General features: G+C 64.6%; 18 protein-coding genes and 1 pseudogene. 9 read left to right on the top strand and 10 right to left on the bottom strand.

The window, feature by feature from the left end; genetic code table 11:
* Window positions 1–19: 19 nt before the first annotated feature.
* The 4 genes from G6N47_RS26535 (at window position 20) to G6N47_RS26525 (ending at window position 3,569) form a co-directional block, all read left to right on the top strand.
* Entirely contained in the window at window positions 20–823 is an 804-nt protein-coding gene (locus G6N47_RS26535; RefSeq protein ID WP_083132703.1) for an LppP/LprE family lipoprotein, read from the top strand.
* Between the two features lie 232 nt (window positions 824–1,055).
* Window positions 1,056–1,205 carry a hypothetical protein gene (locus G6N47_RS29255; RefSeq protein ID WP_169717268.1) on the top strand — a complete coding sequence of 50 codons (150 nt, stop codon included), beginning with the start codon at window positions 1,056–1,058 and terminating at the stop codon, window positions 1,203–1,205.
* A gap of 14 nt (window positions 1,206–1,219) precedes the next feature.
* The gene (locus G6N47_RS26530) at window positions 1,220–2,371 is read left to right on the top strand and encodes a flotillin family protein (RefSeq protein ID WP_083132702.1); all 1,152 of its coding nucleotides are present in this window, start codon (window positions 1,220–1,222) and stop codon (window positions 2,369–2,371) included.
* A 241-nt stretch (window positions 2,372–2,612) separates the two neighbouring features.
* Window positions 2,613–3,569, top strand: a complete 957-nt coding sequence (locus G6N47_RS26525; protein ID WP_139799576.1) for a DsbA family protein — start codon at window positions 2,613–2,615, stop codon at window positions 3,567–3,569.
* Window positions 3,570–3,794: 225 nt separating this feature from the next.
* Here the strand turns inward: G6N47_RS26525 and G6N47_RS26520 are convergent.
* The 5 genes and pseudogenes from G6N47_RS26520 to G6N47_RS26500 form a co-directional block, all read right to left on the bottom strand.
* Window positions 3,795–3,975, bottom strand: a pseudogene (locus G6N47_RS26520) (YegP family protein).
* Between the two features lie 548 nt (window positions 3,976–4,523).
* A complete protein-coding gene (locus tag G6N47_RS26515; RefSeq protein ID WP_083132700.1) occupies window positions 4,524–4,919 on the bottom strand; it encodes a DUF7832 domain-containing protein in 396 nt (131 codons plus the stop codon).
* Window positions 4,920–5,113: 194 nt separating this feature from the next.
* Window positions 5,114–5,740, bottom strand: coding sequence for a hypothetical protein (locus tag G6N47_RS26510; RefSeq protein ID WP_083132699.1), 627 nt, complete (start codon window positions 5,738–5,740; stop codon window positions 5,114–5,116).
* A 38-nt stretch (window positions 5,741–5,778) separates the two neighbouring features.
* Window positions 5,779–6,213, bottom strand: a complete 435-nt coding sequence (locus G6N47_RS26505) for a hypothetical protein (RefSeq protein ID WP_179966477.1) — start codon at window positions 6,211–6,213, stop codon at window positions 5,779–5,781.
* Window positions 6,214–6,319: 106 nt separating this feature from the next.
* Window positions 6,320–6,541: a DUF4926 domain-containing protein gene (locus G6N47_RS26500; RefSeq protein WP_083132698.1), complete on the bottom strand. Its 222-nt coding sequence runs from the start codon at window positions 6,539–6,541 to the stop codon at window positions 6,320–6,322.
* Between the two features lie 253 nt (window positions 6,542–6,794).
* Between G6N47_RS26500 and G6N47_RS26495 the strand changes: the two genes are divergently transcribed.
* Window positions 6,795–7,268 carry a hypothetical protein gene (locus tag G6N47_RS26495; RefSeq protein WP_139799575.1) on the top strand — a complete coding sequence of 158 codons (474 nt, stop codon included), beginning with the start codon at window positions 6,795–6,797 and terminating at the stop codon, window positions 7,266–7,268.
* A gap of 66 nt (window positions 7,269–7,334) precedes the next feature.
* Here G6N47_RS26495 and G6N47_RS26490 read toward each other — a convergent pair whose 3' ends face one another.
* Window positions 7,335–8,051, bottom strand: a complete 717-nt coding sequence (locus G6N47_RS26490) for a hypothetical protein (RefSeq protein ID WP_163659899.1) — start codon at window positions 8,049–8,051, stop codon at window positions 7,335–7,337.
* A 477-nt stretch (window positions 8,052–8,528) separates the two neighbouring features.
* On the opposite strand from G6N47_RS26490, the gene G6N47_RS26485 reads away from it, so the two are divergent.
* From G6N47_RS26485 to G6N47_RS26470, 4 genes are all read left to right on the top strand, one after another.
* Window positions 8,529–9,026 carry a hypothetical protein gene (locus G6N47_RS26485; protein ID WP_083132695.1) on the top strand — a complete coding sequence of 166 codons (498 nt, stop codon included), beginning with the start codon at window positions 8,529–8,531 and terminating at the stop codon, window positions 9,024–9,026.
* Window positions 9,027–9,142: 116 nt separating this feature from the next.
* Window positions 9,143–9,559, top strand: a complete 417-nt coding sequence (locus G6N47_RS26480) for a hypothetical protein (protein WP_139799574.1) — start codon at window positions 9,143–9,145, stop codon at window positions 9,557–9,559.
* A 61-nt stretch (window positions 9,560–9,620) separates the two neighbouring features.
* Window positions 9,621–10,028: a hypothetical protein gene (locus G6N47_RS26475; protein ID WP_083132693.1), complete on the top strand. Its 408-nt coding sequence runs from the start codon at window positions 9,621–9,623 to the stop codon at window positions 10,026–10,028.
* Window positions 10,029–10,038: 10 nt separating this feature from the next.
* Window positions 10,039–10,470, top strand: coding sequence for a hypothetical protein (locus tag G6N47_RS26470; RefSeq protein ID WP_083132692.1), 432 nt, complete (start codon window positions 10,039–10,041; stop codon window positions 10,468–10,470).
* A 123-nt stretch (window positions 10,471–10,593) separates the two neighbouring features.
* Here G6N47_RS26470 and G6N47_RS26465 read toward each other — a convergent pair whose 3' ends face one another.
* The 4 genes from G6N47_RS26465 to G6N47_RS26450 all read right to left on the bottom strand — a co-directional run bounded on the left by G6N47_RS26465 (window position 10,594) and on the right by G6N47_RS26450 (window position 14,421).
* The gene (locus G6N47_RS26465) at window positions 10,594–11,007 is read right to left on the bottom strand and encodes a hypothetical protein (RefSeq protein ID WP_139799573.1); all 414 of its coding nucleotides are present in this window, start codon (window positions 11,005–11,007) and stop codon (window positions 10,594–10,596) included.
* A 35-nt stretch (window positions 11,008–11,042) separates the two neighbouring features.
* A complete protein-coding gene (locus G6N47_RS26460) occupies window positions 11,043–12,272 on the bottom strand; it encodes an RNA-guided endonuclease InsQ/TnpB family protein (protein ID WP_083132690.1) in 1,230 nt (409 codons plus the stop codon).
* A gap of 2 nt (window positions 12,273–12,274) precedes the next feature.
* Window positions 12,275–12,688, bottom strand: coding sequence for an IS200/IS605 family transposase (gene tnpA / locus G6N47_RS26455; RefSeq protein ID WP_083132689.1), 414 nt, complete (start codon window positions 12,686–12,688; stop codon window positions 12,275–12,277).
* Window positions 12,689–12,876: 188 nt separating this feature from the next.
* Complete coding sequence (locus tag G6N47_RS26450; protein ID WP_083132803.1) at window positions 12,877–14,421, bottom strand: radical SAM protein; 1,545 nt, start codon at window positions 14,419–14,421, stop codon at window positions 12,877–12,879.
* Between the last annotated feature and the right edge of the window lie 6 nt (window positions 14,422–14,427).

Raw genomic sequence — 14,427 nt, 5'->3', positions numbered from 1 at the left:
GCGGCCCTATGCTGCTTGCATGAGGGCGGTAGGGCAACGCAACCGGGGGCACGACAGCACCCACGGCGCAGCGCTGCTGCGCCCCGATGAGCACGCCGCTCCCGGTCGCAAAATCCCGATCTCGCGGGGACCGTTCATAGGCGGGCTGGTGCTCGGGCCGGTGCTGCTGCTGGCGGGTTTTGTTGAGCTCGTTGGGATCAGGTCGCATCTCAGCGACGCGACAATGTGGGGCCTGCTCGCTTTTCCGACGGTGGTGTTGCTGCTCGCCGCCGCGGTGGCCGCCCTGCTCCGCCGAAACGCGGCCCGCTGGTTGTCGATTGCGATCGGCGCCGCTGTCGGATCGGTCGTGGCATCGGCCGTGGTGGTCGGGGGAATCACCGGCCTGGCGTACATGCTGTCCGACCCTGTGCCGCGTCACATGAAAATTCAGGCCGACTGTCCGCCCGGTTCTGGCCCCGACGAGGCGGCCATCCAAGCAGCGATCACGTCGATACCCAAGCTCCGAGAAGACCTTCCGTGGTATCCGGCCACCAGCGGGCACACGAACGACTGCCGGCTGTTTTGGACACTGCTAACAGCGCGCGAGCTTGGCCAGCCCAAGCAGCTGCTCTTCTTCAACGGACCGGCCTTCGTCGAAACGGCCACGCCCACTCCACGTCCCGGCATAGATGTCGCCGACTGGGACGGTGACACCGTCACAGTCCAATACATGTGGTTCGTGGGCGGCGAGCCGCCATGCTGCCCATCCGGCCAGACCCTGGTGAGGTTCCGGCTGACGCCGGACGGCCGCGTCGTGGCGCTCGATGCCCTCCCGCCCAAATAATGGCCTGTCTGCAACCACCGGGGATCGCGCAGACTGCCCGATGCACCGGCCACCGCTGCCGCGGCCGGCGGATGTGCGCCCAGATCCTGCCGACAGACCGATGCGAATGTGCGGAAACAGTTGCTGCGGCTCGGATTTGGCGCCGGAATTGTCGCCGGCAAATTGGTGCGCCGAGGGGCGCCGGATGGTCGTTAGGATCAGCGCATGCGGTCCATGACGCCACGGGGTTGGGGTGGCGGTTCGGGGCGACACGGAGGTCTATATCGCGTTTGCCGAGCAGCCGATCGCTGCGGGTGAGACGGTGTTGATCGTGGCGGTGCGTCCGGGTCGGCAGGTGCAGGTGGTGCCGTGGCCGGCAGCGCCCGTGGTGGTGACACTGTGAGAGGGGATTAGTTCATGTTGGGTTATCACGTTCCCGAGCCCGATGAGGCGATGCTGATCAGCGGGGCCCGCTCGCGCGGTGAGGAACCGTTCCGGGTGGTGATCGGGCACGGCAAGTGGGTGATGCCGTTTTTCCGGCGGGTCAGCTTTTTGTCGTTGGCGATGTATGAGGCCGAGATCGAGGAGCGCTGCGTGACCAGCCAGGGCATCTTGCTCGACGTGCGGGCGGTGATCGCGTTCAAGGTGGCCAACGACACCGCCTCGATCGTCAACGCCGCCCAGCGCTTCCTGTCCGAACAGGAACAGGAGATGTCGACGCTGACCGGGCGGATCTTCTCCGGTCATCTGCGTTCGATCGTGGGCTCGATGACAGTTGAGGAGATCATCCGGGAGCGCCAAAAACTGGCCGATGAGGTGCTGACCGCGTCCAAGATCGAGATGGGCAACATCGGGTTGTTGGTGGATTCGTTTCAGATCCAGTCCATCGACGACGGCAACCTGGGCTACATCGCCGCGCTGGCTGCGCCGCACAACGCCGCCGTACAGCGCGACGCCCAGATCGCCCAGGCCCAGGCCCGCCAGGCGGCCGCCGAGGCCGAGCAGGCCTCGGCCCGCGAGCAGGCCAAATATCAACGGGAAACCGAGATTTTGCAGGCCCAGTACAAAAAAGACATCGACCGCGCCAACGCCGAAGCCGCCCAGGCGGCCCCGCTGGCCCAGGCGCGCGCGCAGCAAGAGGTCCTCGCTGAGCAGCGGCTGCTGGCCCAGAAACGCGCCGAACTGCGTGAGCAGGAATTGCAGGCCGAGGTGGTCAAGCCCGCCGAGGCCGAAGCCGAGCGGGTGCGCATCCTTGCCCAGGCCGACGCCGACCGCACCACAATCGCGGCCGAGGCCGCGGCCTCCAACAACAGAATCGCCTTGGATCAACAACTCATCGAGCAGCTGCCGTTGCTGGTGTCCGAGGCGGCCAAGGGACTTTCGGGCGCCAGGCTGACGGTCCTCAACGGGCCGGAAGGCATCAACGAGATGATCACCGGCGTCGTCGCGCAGGGTCTGTCCATCCTGAACACCCTGCAAGACAACCTCGGCTCGGCCAGCAAACCCGCCGAAGACGGCCAAGGTGAAGCCCAGTCGCTGCAGCCAAATGTCCCCGCGCCGCTGAACTGACCACGGTGAGCGGCAGCCGGCTCGCCGGCCGCCGCGGGAGTCGTCGTTCGTGTTACCGCAGCCCGCCGGCATCGAGAGCAGCATCGGCTGCCGTGGTTGCCGGCTCGCCGTAGTGTCTGTCGTGAGAGGGCACGAACCACCGGGTGCTGACCTGGAATGCTGTCGGCAACCAGAGGACCCACTACCGCTGCTGCCGGCATCGGCCGGTTCAGGGTTCAGAGGGCAAGGAGTGTGAACGGCCATGAGCCACCCTGAGGGGCGCGGTTGGCAGCCGCCGCAGGGCGGGCAGCCGCACCACGGCGTCCCGCAGCCGTGGAGTCCACCGGGCGGCTGGAACTCGCCGCCGGTCACACCGCCGCACCCGCCGCCGGGCTCAGCGCCGTGGGCGCCGCCGGTGCCGCCTTGGCAGGCCTCGCCGGGCCAGGGCCTTTCTCCGGGCGGCCAATATCCCTTCACCGCCGCGCCGCCGTACCCGCCCGGGGTGCCGGGACCGCCGATGTGGCAGCCGCCCTATCGCCCGGCACGGCGGCGCACCGGCTGGATTTGGCTTGTAGCCGGCGCGGCCGTGATCGCGGCCATTGTGGGTCTGGTCGTCTGGCTGGCGGCCCCGACACCGGTGACACCGGCGGTGGCGCTGACTGAACTCGATGATGGCGTGCAGATCGGATATCCCACCGCTTCTCTGACGATAGACATCTTCGACGAGCCGATCTGCCCTCCCTGCAGCAAGTTCGTCACTTCGTCGGTGACCGATCTGCAGCGGGCGGTGAGCGAACACAAGATCGTGGTGCGCTACCACTTGCTGAACTTCCTCGATGATCGATCCGCGAGCGGCGACTACTCGACCCGCGCCGTCACGGCCAGTTATTGCGTGGCACAGACCAAAGATCCGCAGATGTACACCAACTTCTACGTCGACCTGTTCGCCTCCAACTTCCAGCCGGCGGAGGGGGCGGGAACCGATCGCACCGACGCCGAGTTGGCGCATCTGGCCACATCGGTCGGAGCGCCCCCAAGTGTGAGCGACTGCATCACCTCGCGGCGACTGGTCAGCGCGGCCCGCGCCAAGGCGGCCAACGCCGAAGCGACACTCAAGGGCCTTAATTCACAAATAGAGACACCGAACGTGTTCGACGGCGACACCAAAGTGGACGTATCGACACCGGGCTGGGTGGACGAGCTCGTCCAGAGCGCATAGGCGCTTCGCTCGGCCCGACACGCTTGGCTGAAACCGGCTTATCTCCACGGTCGTTGACGTCGTGAACCAAGCTGCGCCACGACGACTTCTTCCTCGAGCCGACGCATGCATCACGCGGAGAAGCGTTGAGCCGCTTCCGTTTTGCAGCATCGCCAGCGGAGCTCGCTCAGGTGGTCGGTCTGGACGTTGGCCGCGCTGCGAACGCCAACCCTGAAGCTGACCGCGTTAGCCGGTCAGGTCAACCACTGTCGCGCCGGGTGCGTTGGTCTGCACCGACTTGATGCCGTTCTCTGCGCCCGCTTTCGACTTGTAGCCTTCGCCCGTGGCGATCACTTCGCCGTTGGCTGCTTTGAGACGGAAGGAATTCTCCGCGTGAGTCCTTGTAAATCTCGAACTTGGCCGCCATCGTCATCCTCCTTCGGTTCGGGCCGATTCGGAAATCACCGTAGCGATGTTTCGTGCCTGCGGTGAGCGAGTCGTTTCTGGTGTCGGCGGGGGTGATGATGCCGGCTAGCCCGTGCACACAGAGCCCGCGGCGCCGGCACTGCAGCATGGGCATGGCGGTCGGGCTCGACTTCGCGAGCGTGGTATCGGAGAAGAGTCTGATGGCAGAGGTTGATGCCAGAGCACGCTGTTGGTACTTCAGTGATGTGGCGCCCTCGTCAACAACGCCTAACAGCGTCTTCATGACCCGAAATGATGATGTCTCTTCGCTGAGGGCTTGTGCTACTGATCGTGAATACCACTGCGTCGTCCAACGAGAGCCCTGCCTTGGTCAGGCTGGCATCTAATAGACCCCGGGTATCCGCCAAAGGCAGTCGCGGCTTCATTGTCATCACGAGATCGACCTCGACGTCGATCACTGCGGCGGACAAAGTTACCGAATCCTACTGAGCTCCAGCTAATCCCGTCGCTCCCAGCGCTCCCGCACCGGCCGTCCAACAAGGGATCGGCTCAACCGTTGAAGAGGCGGTAGGCCTCATCGATTTGTGGTGCCACTGCGTCGTAGAGTTCCCAGCTGTCGGGTGCTGCATAGCTCACATCATGTCGTGCAACCTCCGGAATCCTGTCGTACGCCTTGGCGTACGGTCCGTACGCGGCGGCGGTGAAGGCGGCGCCGCGCTTGGTCAGCATGAACTCGTCGATCTCGCCGCAGCAGTGGTCGATCAGGAATCGGCCGGGTGTCACGGTCCGGTCGATCAGGGGACTTACGTCCCGAAATGACGGGTCGACCATGTCGTGGTGAGCCAGCCATGCGAAGAACATGCCGATGTGGGTCGCCGCGTGGTGCGCCTCGAGTCCGTTCTCGATGACGGAGTCGTGGTGCCAGGAGGCGTCATCGTAGGTCACAGCTGCCAGTCTCCCATCAGTATTGAGCACCGCGTCGATCGCTGACCGGCTCAGCGTCCGGCCGTGAAGACTTGGTCAAGGCGTCGCTGCGTCCGCGACTGTATGCAGTCGTGGCGCCCCCCGGGCACCGACTTGGGTGGATTCGTCTTGCACTGCGAAAAAAATGAGTTCGGTTCCGCGGCTGCGGGATTGGCCTACGGCTCGGGATAAACGTAATGTTCGTGCACGCCCATCACCGAGGACCACTGTGGGAATCCGGCGATTATTTCAGCGTCGGACAACTCTGTCATGTCCGGTGGTGCCCCATCCATTCCGTCGACATGCCCGATGTAAATTTGGGCGCTCAATGCCGACACCGACAACCTTTCGAAATCCAAAATATATTCGTGGACCAGTTCATTCTCGTTGTCAGATCCCGTGGGCGCGCTGGCTGCCGACGGCTCCTCGGCATCGAGTGCCCACACATGGTCGCGACCGCCGAACCACGGCGGAAGTGGATGGCCGGTCCACGGATGTATTTCGGGTTGCCAACCCGCGTAGCGGGCATGCCAGGGGCACTGCCTGGTCCAGTCATCGTTGGCCCAGGTGATTTTTCCGACACCGGTTAACACCACCAGGGCGGTGTTGGATCCTTCGAAGCCGTAACAGAATCGAAGATCGCAGAGAATGCCGGCGCGTGAGCGCTGTGCGGAAATGCGCATATCGATGAACTCTGCCTCATCCAGAGCGTCTGCAAACAGCAGCGGGTTGCGCCCCGAGGTCGTCATCGATTCAATCTTCGGGGTGAACTCATAGAGCTGATTAATCGGATGAAAATCCATAGCGCCGATCTTTTCACGATTCAGCCGACAGGATGCCGTCAGCGGTCGCGACTCTCGCCAGGAGACGCGGGAGCGCGCTCGTAGGGGTCCCGCTCCGCGAATTCGCACAAGTCGCACGGATCATTCGACTGCGATCCGTGCACGACGAAGTCGGCCACCGCCGCCACGACCGCCTCGGCCAGCCCGGGAGCCATGGTCGGGACGCCGGCATCGACCCACGGCGTGATCGGGTGCAGGCCAGCGATACTGGCGATCAGCGGTCGTGGATCGTCAGGTGAGCCGGTGACGTCGGCGACGGCGCGACTGTCGATGAACAACGTGCACAAGTCGTGTTCGGGAAAGCAGTAGTTGGCGCGGAGCACCCACCATTGGCCGGCCAGCTCTGCGGCATAGGGAAAGAACTTGTATCCGGTGCGCTGCCAGTGAGGCTGAACGGTGGTGTCAACCGGTGTCGGGCCGGAACTGTGACTCATGTGCACCATCCTCAGACCGGTCTCGTAAGGCGCGGCGCGGGCTAAACCAACCCATCGCCCCCCATTCCCGGGACACCGCGACTTGCGGCCATGCGGGCTGTCGATCTCAACCTGATCGCCACACTACGTGGAGGTCCTCTTCGTAGAGCGTGACCATCGCTTGGGTGACGCCGTCGGAGTCCGAGAACTCCACTTCATAGGCGCGGGGCAGGCCCGTATCGGAGTACTTCGTATAGTCCATGACGACGGTGCCCCTCGAACCGGCCGGAAGGTTGTGCTCCGGCAGTGGCCGCAGCAATTCCACTACATCGAGTTCTTCCGGTTTCAAGCGTCGTTCCTCTCCGACAACATCGATCGGTAGCACCTATCTCATGCGCTGACACGCCACAAGACACTGGGCAGCGGTTACCCCAACGCACCAACTTGACGCGCCCGCCAAGAGGATTAAAACCCGTGGGTCCGCGACGCGACCTACCGGCGATCGCGTATGCCTGGCAGGGTTGGGCGATGAGCAGCGGATGGTCCATCACACCTGGATCGGCAGCGCTACCCGGGCCGAGACCAGATGATGGGAAACGTCATTGAGTGACACCTGGTTGGTGGTCTTCCCGGCCGAGCCGTCGTGGGTGCCCAACGTCGCGGCGGCCGACGCGGCGGTCAGAGTGTTCCGCCAAATGGTGCCTTTTGCTTCGTTTGTCAGCGGGGAGGGACAAATCGAGGCACGCACCACGCCCTATGTCGAGTTTGTTGATGCCGGTGGCTTGTTCGAGGCGATACGGTGTCCCGACTGCCACACTGAGCTGACGATCCCCTGGTGGCACGAGCAGATGGACGCCCAGTACAGCGATACCGGGTTTCACCTGGTGCCGGTCAGCACCCCGTGCTGCGGCGCCGTCACCACCTTGAACGACCTCGCCTACGAATGGCCCATGGGCTTCGCCCGGTGGACCATCAGTGCTTTGTATCCGGGCCGCGACTTGCTGACTGCCGCTGAATTGGCGCAACTGGGATCCGCGCTCGGTCACCCGGTACGGCAGACGTATCGACGCATCTGAGGTGATCCTCTCTATAACTTGCCGGAAAACGGCTGCGGCGCATGAGGATCCGATCAGGGGGTGTCTTTAGCGCCGCTCGCCGGCCTCCGCACCGCAGTGGGGAACGGCGCTGTCCGCGCAGCAGCCGGTGCTCGATTCGGCCAGCGGATGCGCGGGGTCGAGGGGGCGTAGATCGCAGCCCATCGCGGCGTCGAAGACTTTCAGCGCGCCGAAGGCGATCTCGATCGGGCGTTTCCAACTGGTCAGGTATGCCGGCGGATACACCCAGTGTTTGCCGGCAACCTCGGTGTGGCAGCAGTGCACTGGCCCATGTTGGGTGACGGTGCGCCAGTCCACGGATGCGGCACGGTCCGGGATTGCGTCGAAGACGGTCCGACAGGTGTGCTCTTCGCGGCGGATGTCGATCCCGGCGTGGTCCAGGAACGGCTTTGCGGGGCTCACCACAGCCGCTATCAGGTCATCGGCGGCAACCGGGATCGAGGAGAAGATCATGTTGAGGCCGCCGGGAAAGCTGTACTTGACATAGCCGGGATTCGCGTTCTGCGGGACTACACCCAATCGGTGAATCCGGTTGTGCGGCAAAGCGGCAACGTCGTCGACCTTGACGTGCACGTGCACGCTGTCGGCCACCCGGATGGCGTCGGCGAACGGGAAGTCGTCGTCGAGCAGCCGGCGGATCTGTTGTCGTTCGTCCGCGCTCAGCAGCGACTGGTCAACGAAGAATTGCGTCGTCGTCGCGAAGGCTTCTGGATCCAACACGGTCGACACGTTCTTAGCCCTCACCCGGGGCTGCCTGGACGCCAAGGCCTATCCGTGCCGCTTTGCCCGCCCTGCCCTGGTGAACGATGACCCGGATCAGGATGGCCCCACCGACTGTCCTCTCCCCCGCCCATCAGGTTGCTCAAGTGCTCGATCGCATCGGCGGCACCGTCGACTGCCTCACTGATGTGCTGTCGAAGCGCGCCCCTCACGTTCGACGCGGTGGCCGGGTCGGGCGCCGACGGGGTTCGCTCGATCAACGCTGCGCAGTCATTCGTAAGTTGCCTGATCTGCGCTACCGCCTCGGTGATCTCTGCCCGAGTCTGCATCTGGTTGACTGTCGCCGGGTCGTTGACAGGCTCACGCATCTAAGCGCCCCCTCTGCTGTCCTCGATGGGAGCAGTATCCCACGGTTACCGGTAGCCGTTTCGGCGTTCACACGCCCGCCGGCGGCTTAAGCCGGCGCGGCCCGCCCGCGTCTGCCGGCGTTAGGTTTGATGAGTGGTGGATTGGCCGAAAATTCAGCGCGCAGTTCATAAAGTCGCCACCGGCAACGTGCTGATCTCCACGGCGGTGGTGGGGGCGGTGTTGATTGTGGTGGGGGTCGGGCGCTTAGTGGTGGGCGGGCCGCCACATTTGTCCGACGCTTTGGTGGTGGCCGTACCCGGGGTAGTGCTGGCCGCGCTTGGCTACCTCGGTGAAAAGAAGCTGGATCCGGCTTCTCCCGCCCGCAGCGAGGTCTTCGGGCCCACCCAGCGGATGCAGCTGGGCGGCTTGATCGGTCTGGTCATCGGCGGGCTGTATCTGCTGCTGTTTAGTGCAGTATTGGGAATCCAGGCGTGGGGTCCCCACCACGGCTCGATGTGGAAGCCGGGCGCGGCATCACTGGGTTTGCTAGCCGGGGCGGTGCTGTGTTTCGTCGCTGTCGGGCGCGGACTTCGTCGCTATCTGAGTGCGCCTAAGCCGACCGGGGACAGCGCCACCGACAACAGGCCGTGACCGGCTGCGGGCGCGCACTCCGAGCGAAATCATCACGGCTGCCCACATCGCGACTACCGGGGTCAGGGCCGGACCGGCAGGGAGACGTAGGCCAATAGGGCCATAGGATTGTCCTGATGCCAGATTCTTCTGAGTTGGAAGCTGTCGAGCTGACCGCCGACCAACGCGAATTCGTTGCCAAGTCGCTGCGCCAATGGGCGCCGCAATGGGCATTGTCGGAATCCGGGAAGCCGTTCCCCTTCCAGGCGTTGGGGTTATCCACTGGCAAAGAGCTCAGCCAACTTGCCCTGCGCCTGGCAGACGCCGTCGAAGACGGCCGGCCGCTGACCGATTTGGACTGGGCGCGGGCACTGTTTTTGACGGAGTGTTGCTGGGCCAGCAGCCTTATCGGGTTGGGCCCAGACTGCGCGGCCGCCACGGGGCTCTCCGACGCCGACGCGCTGAGCATGCTGCGCCGCATCCAGCGCAAAATCGGCGGAGCCGAGCGGGCCAACCTGCTGTTCCCTCAACACCTGCCGTATCCGCAGGGCTAACCACCGATGTCATCGCCCACCGCCAGATGCCAGGGCCGACGTCAATCATAAGATTGCCTGGATGACAACGTCCCCGGAATTGCTGAGCGTCGAACTGACCGACGACGAGCGGAAGTTCATCTGGCAGGCGATGTACCAATGGCAGTTCTCCGCATCCGGCAAACCGTTTCCCTACCAGGTATTGGGTTTATCCACCAGGAAGGAGTTCGCCGAACTCACCTACCGCCTTGCCCACGCCGTCACCGCTGGCGAACCACTCAGTGACCTGGACTGGACGCGAGTGCTGTACCTGACCGAGTGTTCCTGGGCCAGCGATGTGGTCGGGTCGGGTCTGGACTTCGCGATCGTGACCGAGTTCTCCGATATCGACGGGCTGAGCTTGCTGCGCCGCCTACAGCGCAAAATCGGCCGCATCGCCCGCCCCGAACTACTCTTCCCCCACGGCGGCCAAACCCGCACTGCCGAATAACCTCTCGGACATGTACAGCGCTGCCGCCTATCTCGCCAACCGCAACGACGCCCTTGGAGACAAATCCTTCCCAGTATTTCTGGCCAGCATCGGGATCGCATTTGTCATCGTGAGCGTTAAAGCGTTGGTACGGCACCTGAGACGACCGGCCGACACAAGCCGGCAGACCGCCGAGCTACACCAGTTGTTGAGAGACTCGGCGGCCTTTGTTGAGCGCTGGCCCCGCGAGTGGCTTCCCTACGCACCGGCCAACGAATTGCGCACGGAGGTCGACCGAAGCGCCAGGGCCATCCAACTTTGGCAATACCTCCGCAGCGCTCCGAACGCGAACATCGGCTTCATCGATAGCCAGATCGCAATCTGCCAGGGACGGCTGGCCACTGTGCAAGCCACAATGAGCGCAGCAGCCCGGCGGGACTATCCGCCACAGAGCCAAGCGTGACGATTCGCCTGTAGCACTACGCCGCGGTGCCGTCGGGGCGTCGCCGGAGGTCCGAACGGGCGAGACGCGAAGGCGCCTGAGCTTGGTGCGCCTACCCCAGATTGCTGCGGGCTGTTGGTGTGCTCATTCAGGTTCGTCGCCGAAAATCGGTTCCTTGCCCGCGGTGAGCCAACTCGGCGATATGTACTGGTTGTGCGACAGCACAAGCGTGGGCGCCGGACTGAGCATGTCATCGACATAGTGGTGACCCGGGTGCTCGCTGTTGCTCGACACCTTCAATTTCTCGATGATCTCGGCCGCTTTGGTGTGATCGAGCCGCCAGCGCACGCGATCATCGCTGAGCTCGATGTCGGCCGCGCCTGCCTCGATGACGAACTCGTGAACCCTTCCGCGGCGTTGCAGTCGTGACGATCCGTGCTGCTGCGCCTGGATCAGGGCGGCCAGAAAGGTGTCGAGCCCGGCGTCGTCGACCGCCAGCAGCACAACGTCCTCGCCTTTGAAATCGGGGACGTGCTTGATGCGGATCGCGTTCATCATTGACCTTCTCCCGCGACTGCGGATCGCGGGATTCCCTATGCCGCTTGTGCGTCATCGGGTCTTCTCGCTTGCGCGAGCACACCCGTGGTGGCGGGTGTTGCCTCCGGCCCGGAGGTGTGCGCGGGCCATGTGGCCCGGGCGAGGATGGTGCTGGCTGCCTGGATGTCGGCGTGGTCTTGGTGGCCACATTTCACGCACCGGAATTCCGCTTGGCTCTTACGGTTTTCCTTCACGCTGTGGCCACAGTTGCGGCACTCCAGACTGCTGTACGCGGCCGGCACCTCGATGAGGGTGGTGCCTAATGCGGACGTCTTGTGTTGCAAACGCTGGGCGATCACACCCCAGCAGTTCGCGTAAATCCCTTTATTCAAGCCCGCTTTCGCGGCTTTCCCGTTCGGCAGGTAGCCGTCTTCGTTGTCGGGGTCGGGTTTGGGTTTCGGCGCCCGCACCATATTGCGGGTGGGCAGTTTCTCCACCGCGATCACGCCATAGGTCGCGGTGATACGCGTCGTGGTCTTCTCGACCCAGTCGCGACGCCGATCCGCCACCCTCGCGTGCAGTTTGGCGATACGGGCTTTCACCTTGCCACGCCGCACACTGCCTCTGCGGCAGCGGGCCAGCTGACGCTGTAGGCGCGCCAGCATCTTCTGCTCGCCGCGGCGCATGACCGGCGCCCGCAGCATCGTGGCGTCCGACAACGCCAGCGTTGTCTTCACGCCCCGGTCGATGCCGACCAGGCGTTCCTCACGCCCCGGCGTGGCCGGCACCTCTGGCTGGGGAGCCGGGAAGCTGACGTGCCAGCGGCCCGCCTTATAAGTGACGCGGGCCATGCCAAGCCTGCCATCCGGCACCGGGCGGGAGAGCCGGAACTTCACCAGCCCCAGTTTCGGAACAAACACCTGCGCCCATTTACGATTCACCGTCTCCACACGGCTGTCGCGAATGCAGAATCCCTCGTCGACGTGTTTACGCCGCCACGTCGGCCGCCGGTACACACCATCGAAGAATCCCGAAACGGCGCGATCGAAATCCCGCAGGGCCTGCTGCTGCACCGCCGATGACCCCGCCGCCAACCACTCACACGCCCGCCGGGCTTCAGCAAGTTGTTTCTGGCGGGCCGCCGGACCCGGCGCCGATCGACCAGACCGCCCCCAGTTGAACTGCTCGACGGCAAGATTCCACATGTAGCGGGCATCGGCACAGTGCCGTTCCAGCATGAACACCGCCTGCCGAGCAGTCGGATACATGCGGTAGCGGTGCGCCATCGCTACGCCGCCGTCGGCTTTCGGGCGCCCGCGAGTTTCTGGTTCTCCGCATAGCGGCGCACCACATCCAGCGGCGCCCCGCCCACGGTGCAGACCAACCACGACGGCGACCACAAGCACTTCATCCCCGCCAGACACGGGAACTCCTGCCGCAGCCGTCGCGACGACCGGCCTTTCAGGATTTGCACGAGTTTCGATACCGCTACCTGCGGTGGCAGCTCGACCAGCGCGTGTACGTGATCGGGCATCGTTTCGACCTCGATCACCCTGCCGCCGAACTCACAGACCACCTCGTCGATGATCTGCTTCAACCGCAGCTCAGCTGCGCCGCCCAGGACGCGGTGGCGGTACTTCGGACACCAAACCACGTGGTACTTCACCGAAAACACCGCTGTACGCGTCGACCGGTACTGCACGCACCTCACGCTAAACCACACCTACGACAACGACAGTCCGCTACGCGACCAAAAGACGGGATCGGCTATCCCCCGACCGCAGTCGAGGGCTTGCGCCGAAGAACATTTCGGTCATCCATTCTTGCCGCGATACCGCCGGCAGGTGGGCCGGGTTAGGAAGCTCGGGTGCGGCTATTCGGGCGCACGATTCAGGGCATCGTCACGACTGGCAGCAGCCGCTCAGCGGACACCGACAATCGTTGCCGGCTCAGCTGCGGCCAGGCCTGCACGGCGCAAAACGGGGCGCACTGGTCCTGTGAGGATCTGGTGCCCACGTGCACACAGCACTGCACCAGGCGCTCTTCGATCATCGTCGAGATGTCCATGAAGGGTTTGACACTGATCCGCACGATGCGCTCCCCGAACAGCCGTCGCAGCTTGTGTCGCCGCCCGGGGACGGCGGCAGAGGCCAGGGTCAGCAGCGTGGACATACCCAAATCGCAGTTTTCGCAGATGTTGCGCCAGACCTCGCCGATCTGCGGATGCGACAGGGAGGACTGCTCGGAAAGCAAACCCAGCAGCGATTCGCGCACCGCCAGCCGCAGCTCGCGCGGAAGCTCGCTGTCGGCGATGCGGTTGGCGACCAGTCCCAGCTTGTCTTTGAGGTTGTCGTGGCCGATGAGCGCGACCAGCGAACGCCACTGGCCGGCCTCGTCGCGCAACAGGTACCCGACCGAGCAGCAGTGCGGATGTGAGCAGGGCAGCGCGGTCAGATCGCGCCAGGTGACCAGACCGTTGGTTTGGGGCCCCAGCCGCTTGAGCACGCCGGTGTGGGTGAGCCGGTTGAGCGGGTCGAGGTAATCGGAGCGGCCCGAACCGAACTGCGGCTGGATCGACACCCCGCCGACGAACGGTGTGTCCAGCGCCACCCGCACGACGTCGCCGATCTCGCCGTCGTTGACGCCCAGCGCCGCTGTCATCACCAGGGTGGAAAAGATTTCCCGCTCGGACAGTCGGCACAGGGCATCATCCTTGATCCTGCGCAGGTCGCCGCCGCGGTGGTGGCGGTGGGCGGCCGGCGACAGGCCGTCGAATTGCAGATAGGTCTCGACGCGTTCGCGATATTCGGTGAGCAGGTCGAGCAGCTCGTCGTCGGTGGCGATGCGAACGCCGTTGGTGTTGATCAGGATTCGGGTGATCGGTCGCGCGGCGAGCTCGGCCAGCAGCTGCGGCAGCCGGGGATGCAGGGTGGGTTCGCCCCCGGACAGCATCAGCACGTCGATGTGCCCGTTTTCCCGGTCGAGCCGCTGATCGACGTTGGCCAGCACGTCGCCGACGGCCACCACGTTGCGCAGCTTGGGTGAGGAGTCGGCGAAACACGTGGGGCATCGCAGGTTGCACACCGCGGCGATGTCTTCGAGCAGGATGCAGGTGTGCTGGGTCTGCATCTCGGGCAGTCCCCGTAGATACGCGCCCGGGAGCGGGTCGAAGTTGCCGGCCACGTCCGGGGTGTGCGATTTGGTGGGGGCCGTCCACTCCTCAAGGTAGGCAAGGATTTCCGGGTCCTCGTCGTACAGAGTGCGCACCAGCCCGTGGGCGGGGCAGCCCCGCTCCAGCCATACCCGCTCGTCGCGTACGGCCAGCCAGCCGGCCAGCCGGGCGACGCCGCTCAGCGCAGCATCGGGCTGCTCGGCGTGACAGTGCGGGCAAAACGCGTTGACGTAGCGGTGGATACGGTCGCCCCGCAGCTCCATGCCCGC

It is taken from the genome of Mycobacterium branderi, assembly GCF_010728725.1.
In the GTDB taxonomy this organism is placed as follows: Bacteria; Actinomycetota; Actinomycetes; order Mycobacteriales; family Mycobacteriaceae; genus Mycobacterium; species Mycobacterium branderi.
This window is presented reverse-complemented; position numbering and strand designations above follow the sequence as displayed.

What these genes read in the sequence shown, in the direction of transcription:
- G6N47_RS26475 (WP_083132693.1), top strand. Translation starts at nt 9,621, where the DNA reads ATGACAACGTCCCCGGAATTGCTGAGCGTCGAACTGACCGACGACGAG.
- G6N47_RS26510 (WP_083132699.1), bottom strand. Translation starts at nt 5,740, where the DNA reads ATGGATTTTCATCCGATTAATCAGCTCTATGAGTTCACCCCGAAGATT.
- G6N47_RS26525 (WP_139799576.1), top strand. Translation starts at nt 2,613, where the DNA reads ATGAGCCACCCTGAGGGGCGCGGTTGGCAGCCGCCGCAGGGCGGGCAG.
- G6N47_RS26505 (WP_179966477.1), bottom strand. Translation starts at nt 6,213, where the DNA reads ATGAGTCACAGTTCCGGCCCGACACCGGTTGACACCACCGTTCAGCCT.
- G6N47_RS26470 (WP_083132692.1), top strand. Translation starts at nt 10,039, where the DNA reads ATGTACAGCGCTGCCGCCTATCTCGCCAACCGCAACGACGCCCTTGGA.
- G6N47_RS26480 (WP_139799574.1), top strand. Translation starts at nt 9,143, where the DNA reads ATGCCAGATTCTTCTGAGTTGGAAGCTGTCGAGCTGACCGCCGACCAA.
- G6N47_RS26530 (WP_083132702.1), top strand. Translation starts at nt 1,220, where the DNA reads ATGTTGGGTTATCACGTTCCCGAGCCCGATGAGGCGATGCTGATCAGC.
- G6N47_RS26450 (WP_083132803.1), bottom strand. Translation starts at nt 14,421, where the DNA reads ATGGAGCTGCGGGGCGACCGTATCCACCGCTACGTCAACGCGTTTTGC.
- G6N47_RS26535 (WP_083132703.1), top strand. Translation starts at nt 20, where the DNA reads ATGAGGGCGGTAGGGCAACGCAACCGGGGGCACGACAGCACCCACGGC.
- G6N47_RS26460 (WP_083132690.1), bottom strand. Translation starts at nt 12,272, where the DNA reads ATGGCGCACCGCTACCGCATGTATCCGACTGCTCGGCAGGCGGTGTTC.
- G6N47_RS26465 (WP_139799573.1), bottom strand. Translation starts at nt 11,007, where the DNA reads ATGATGAACGCGATCCGCATCAAGCACGTCCCCGATTTCAAAGGCGAG.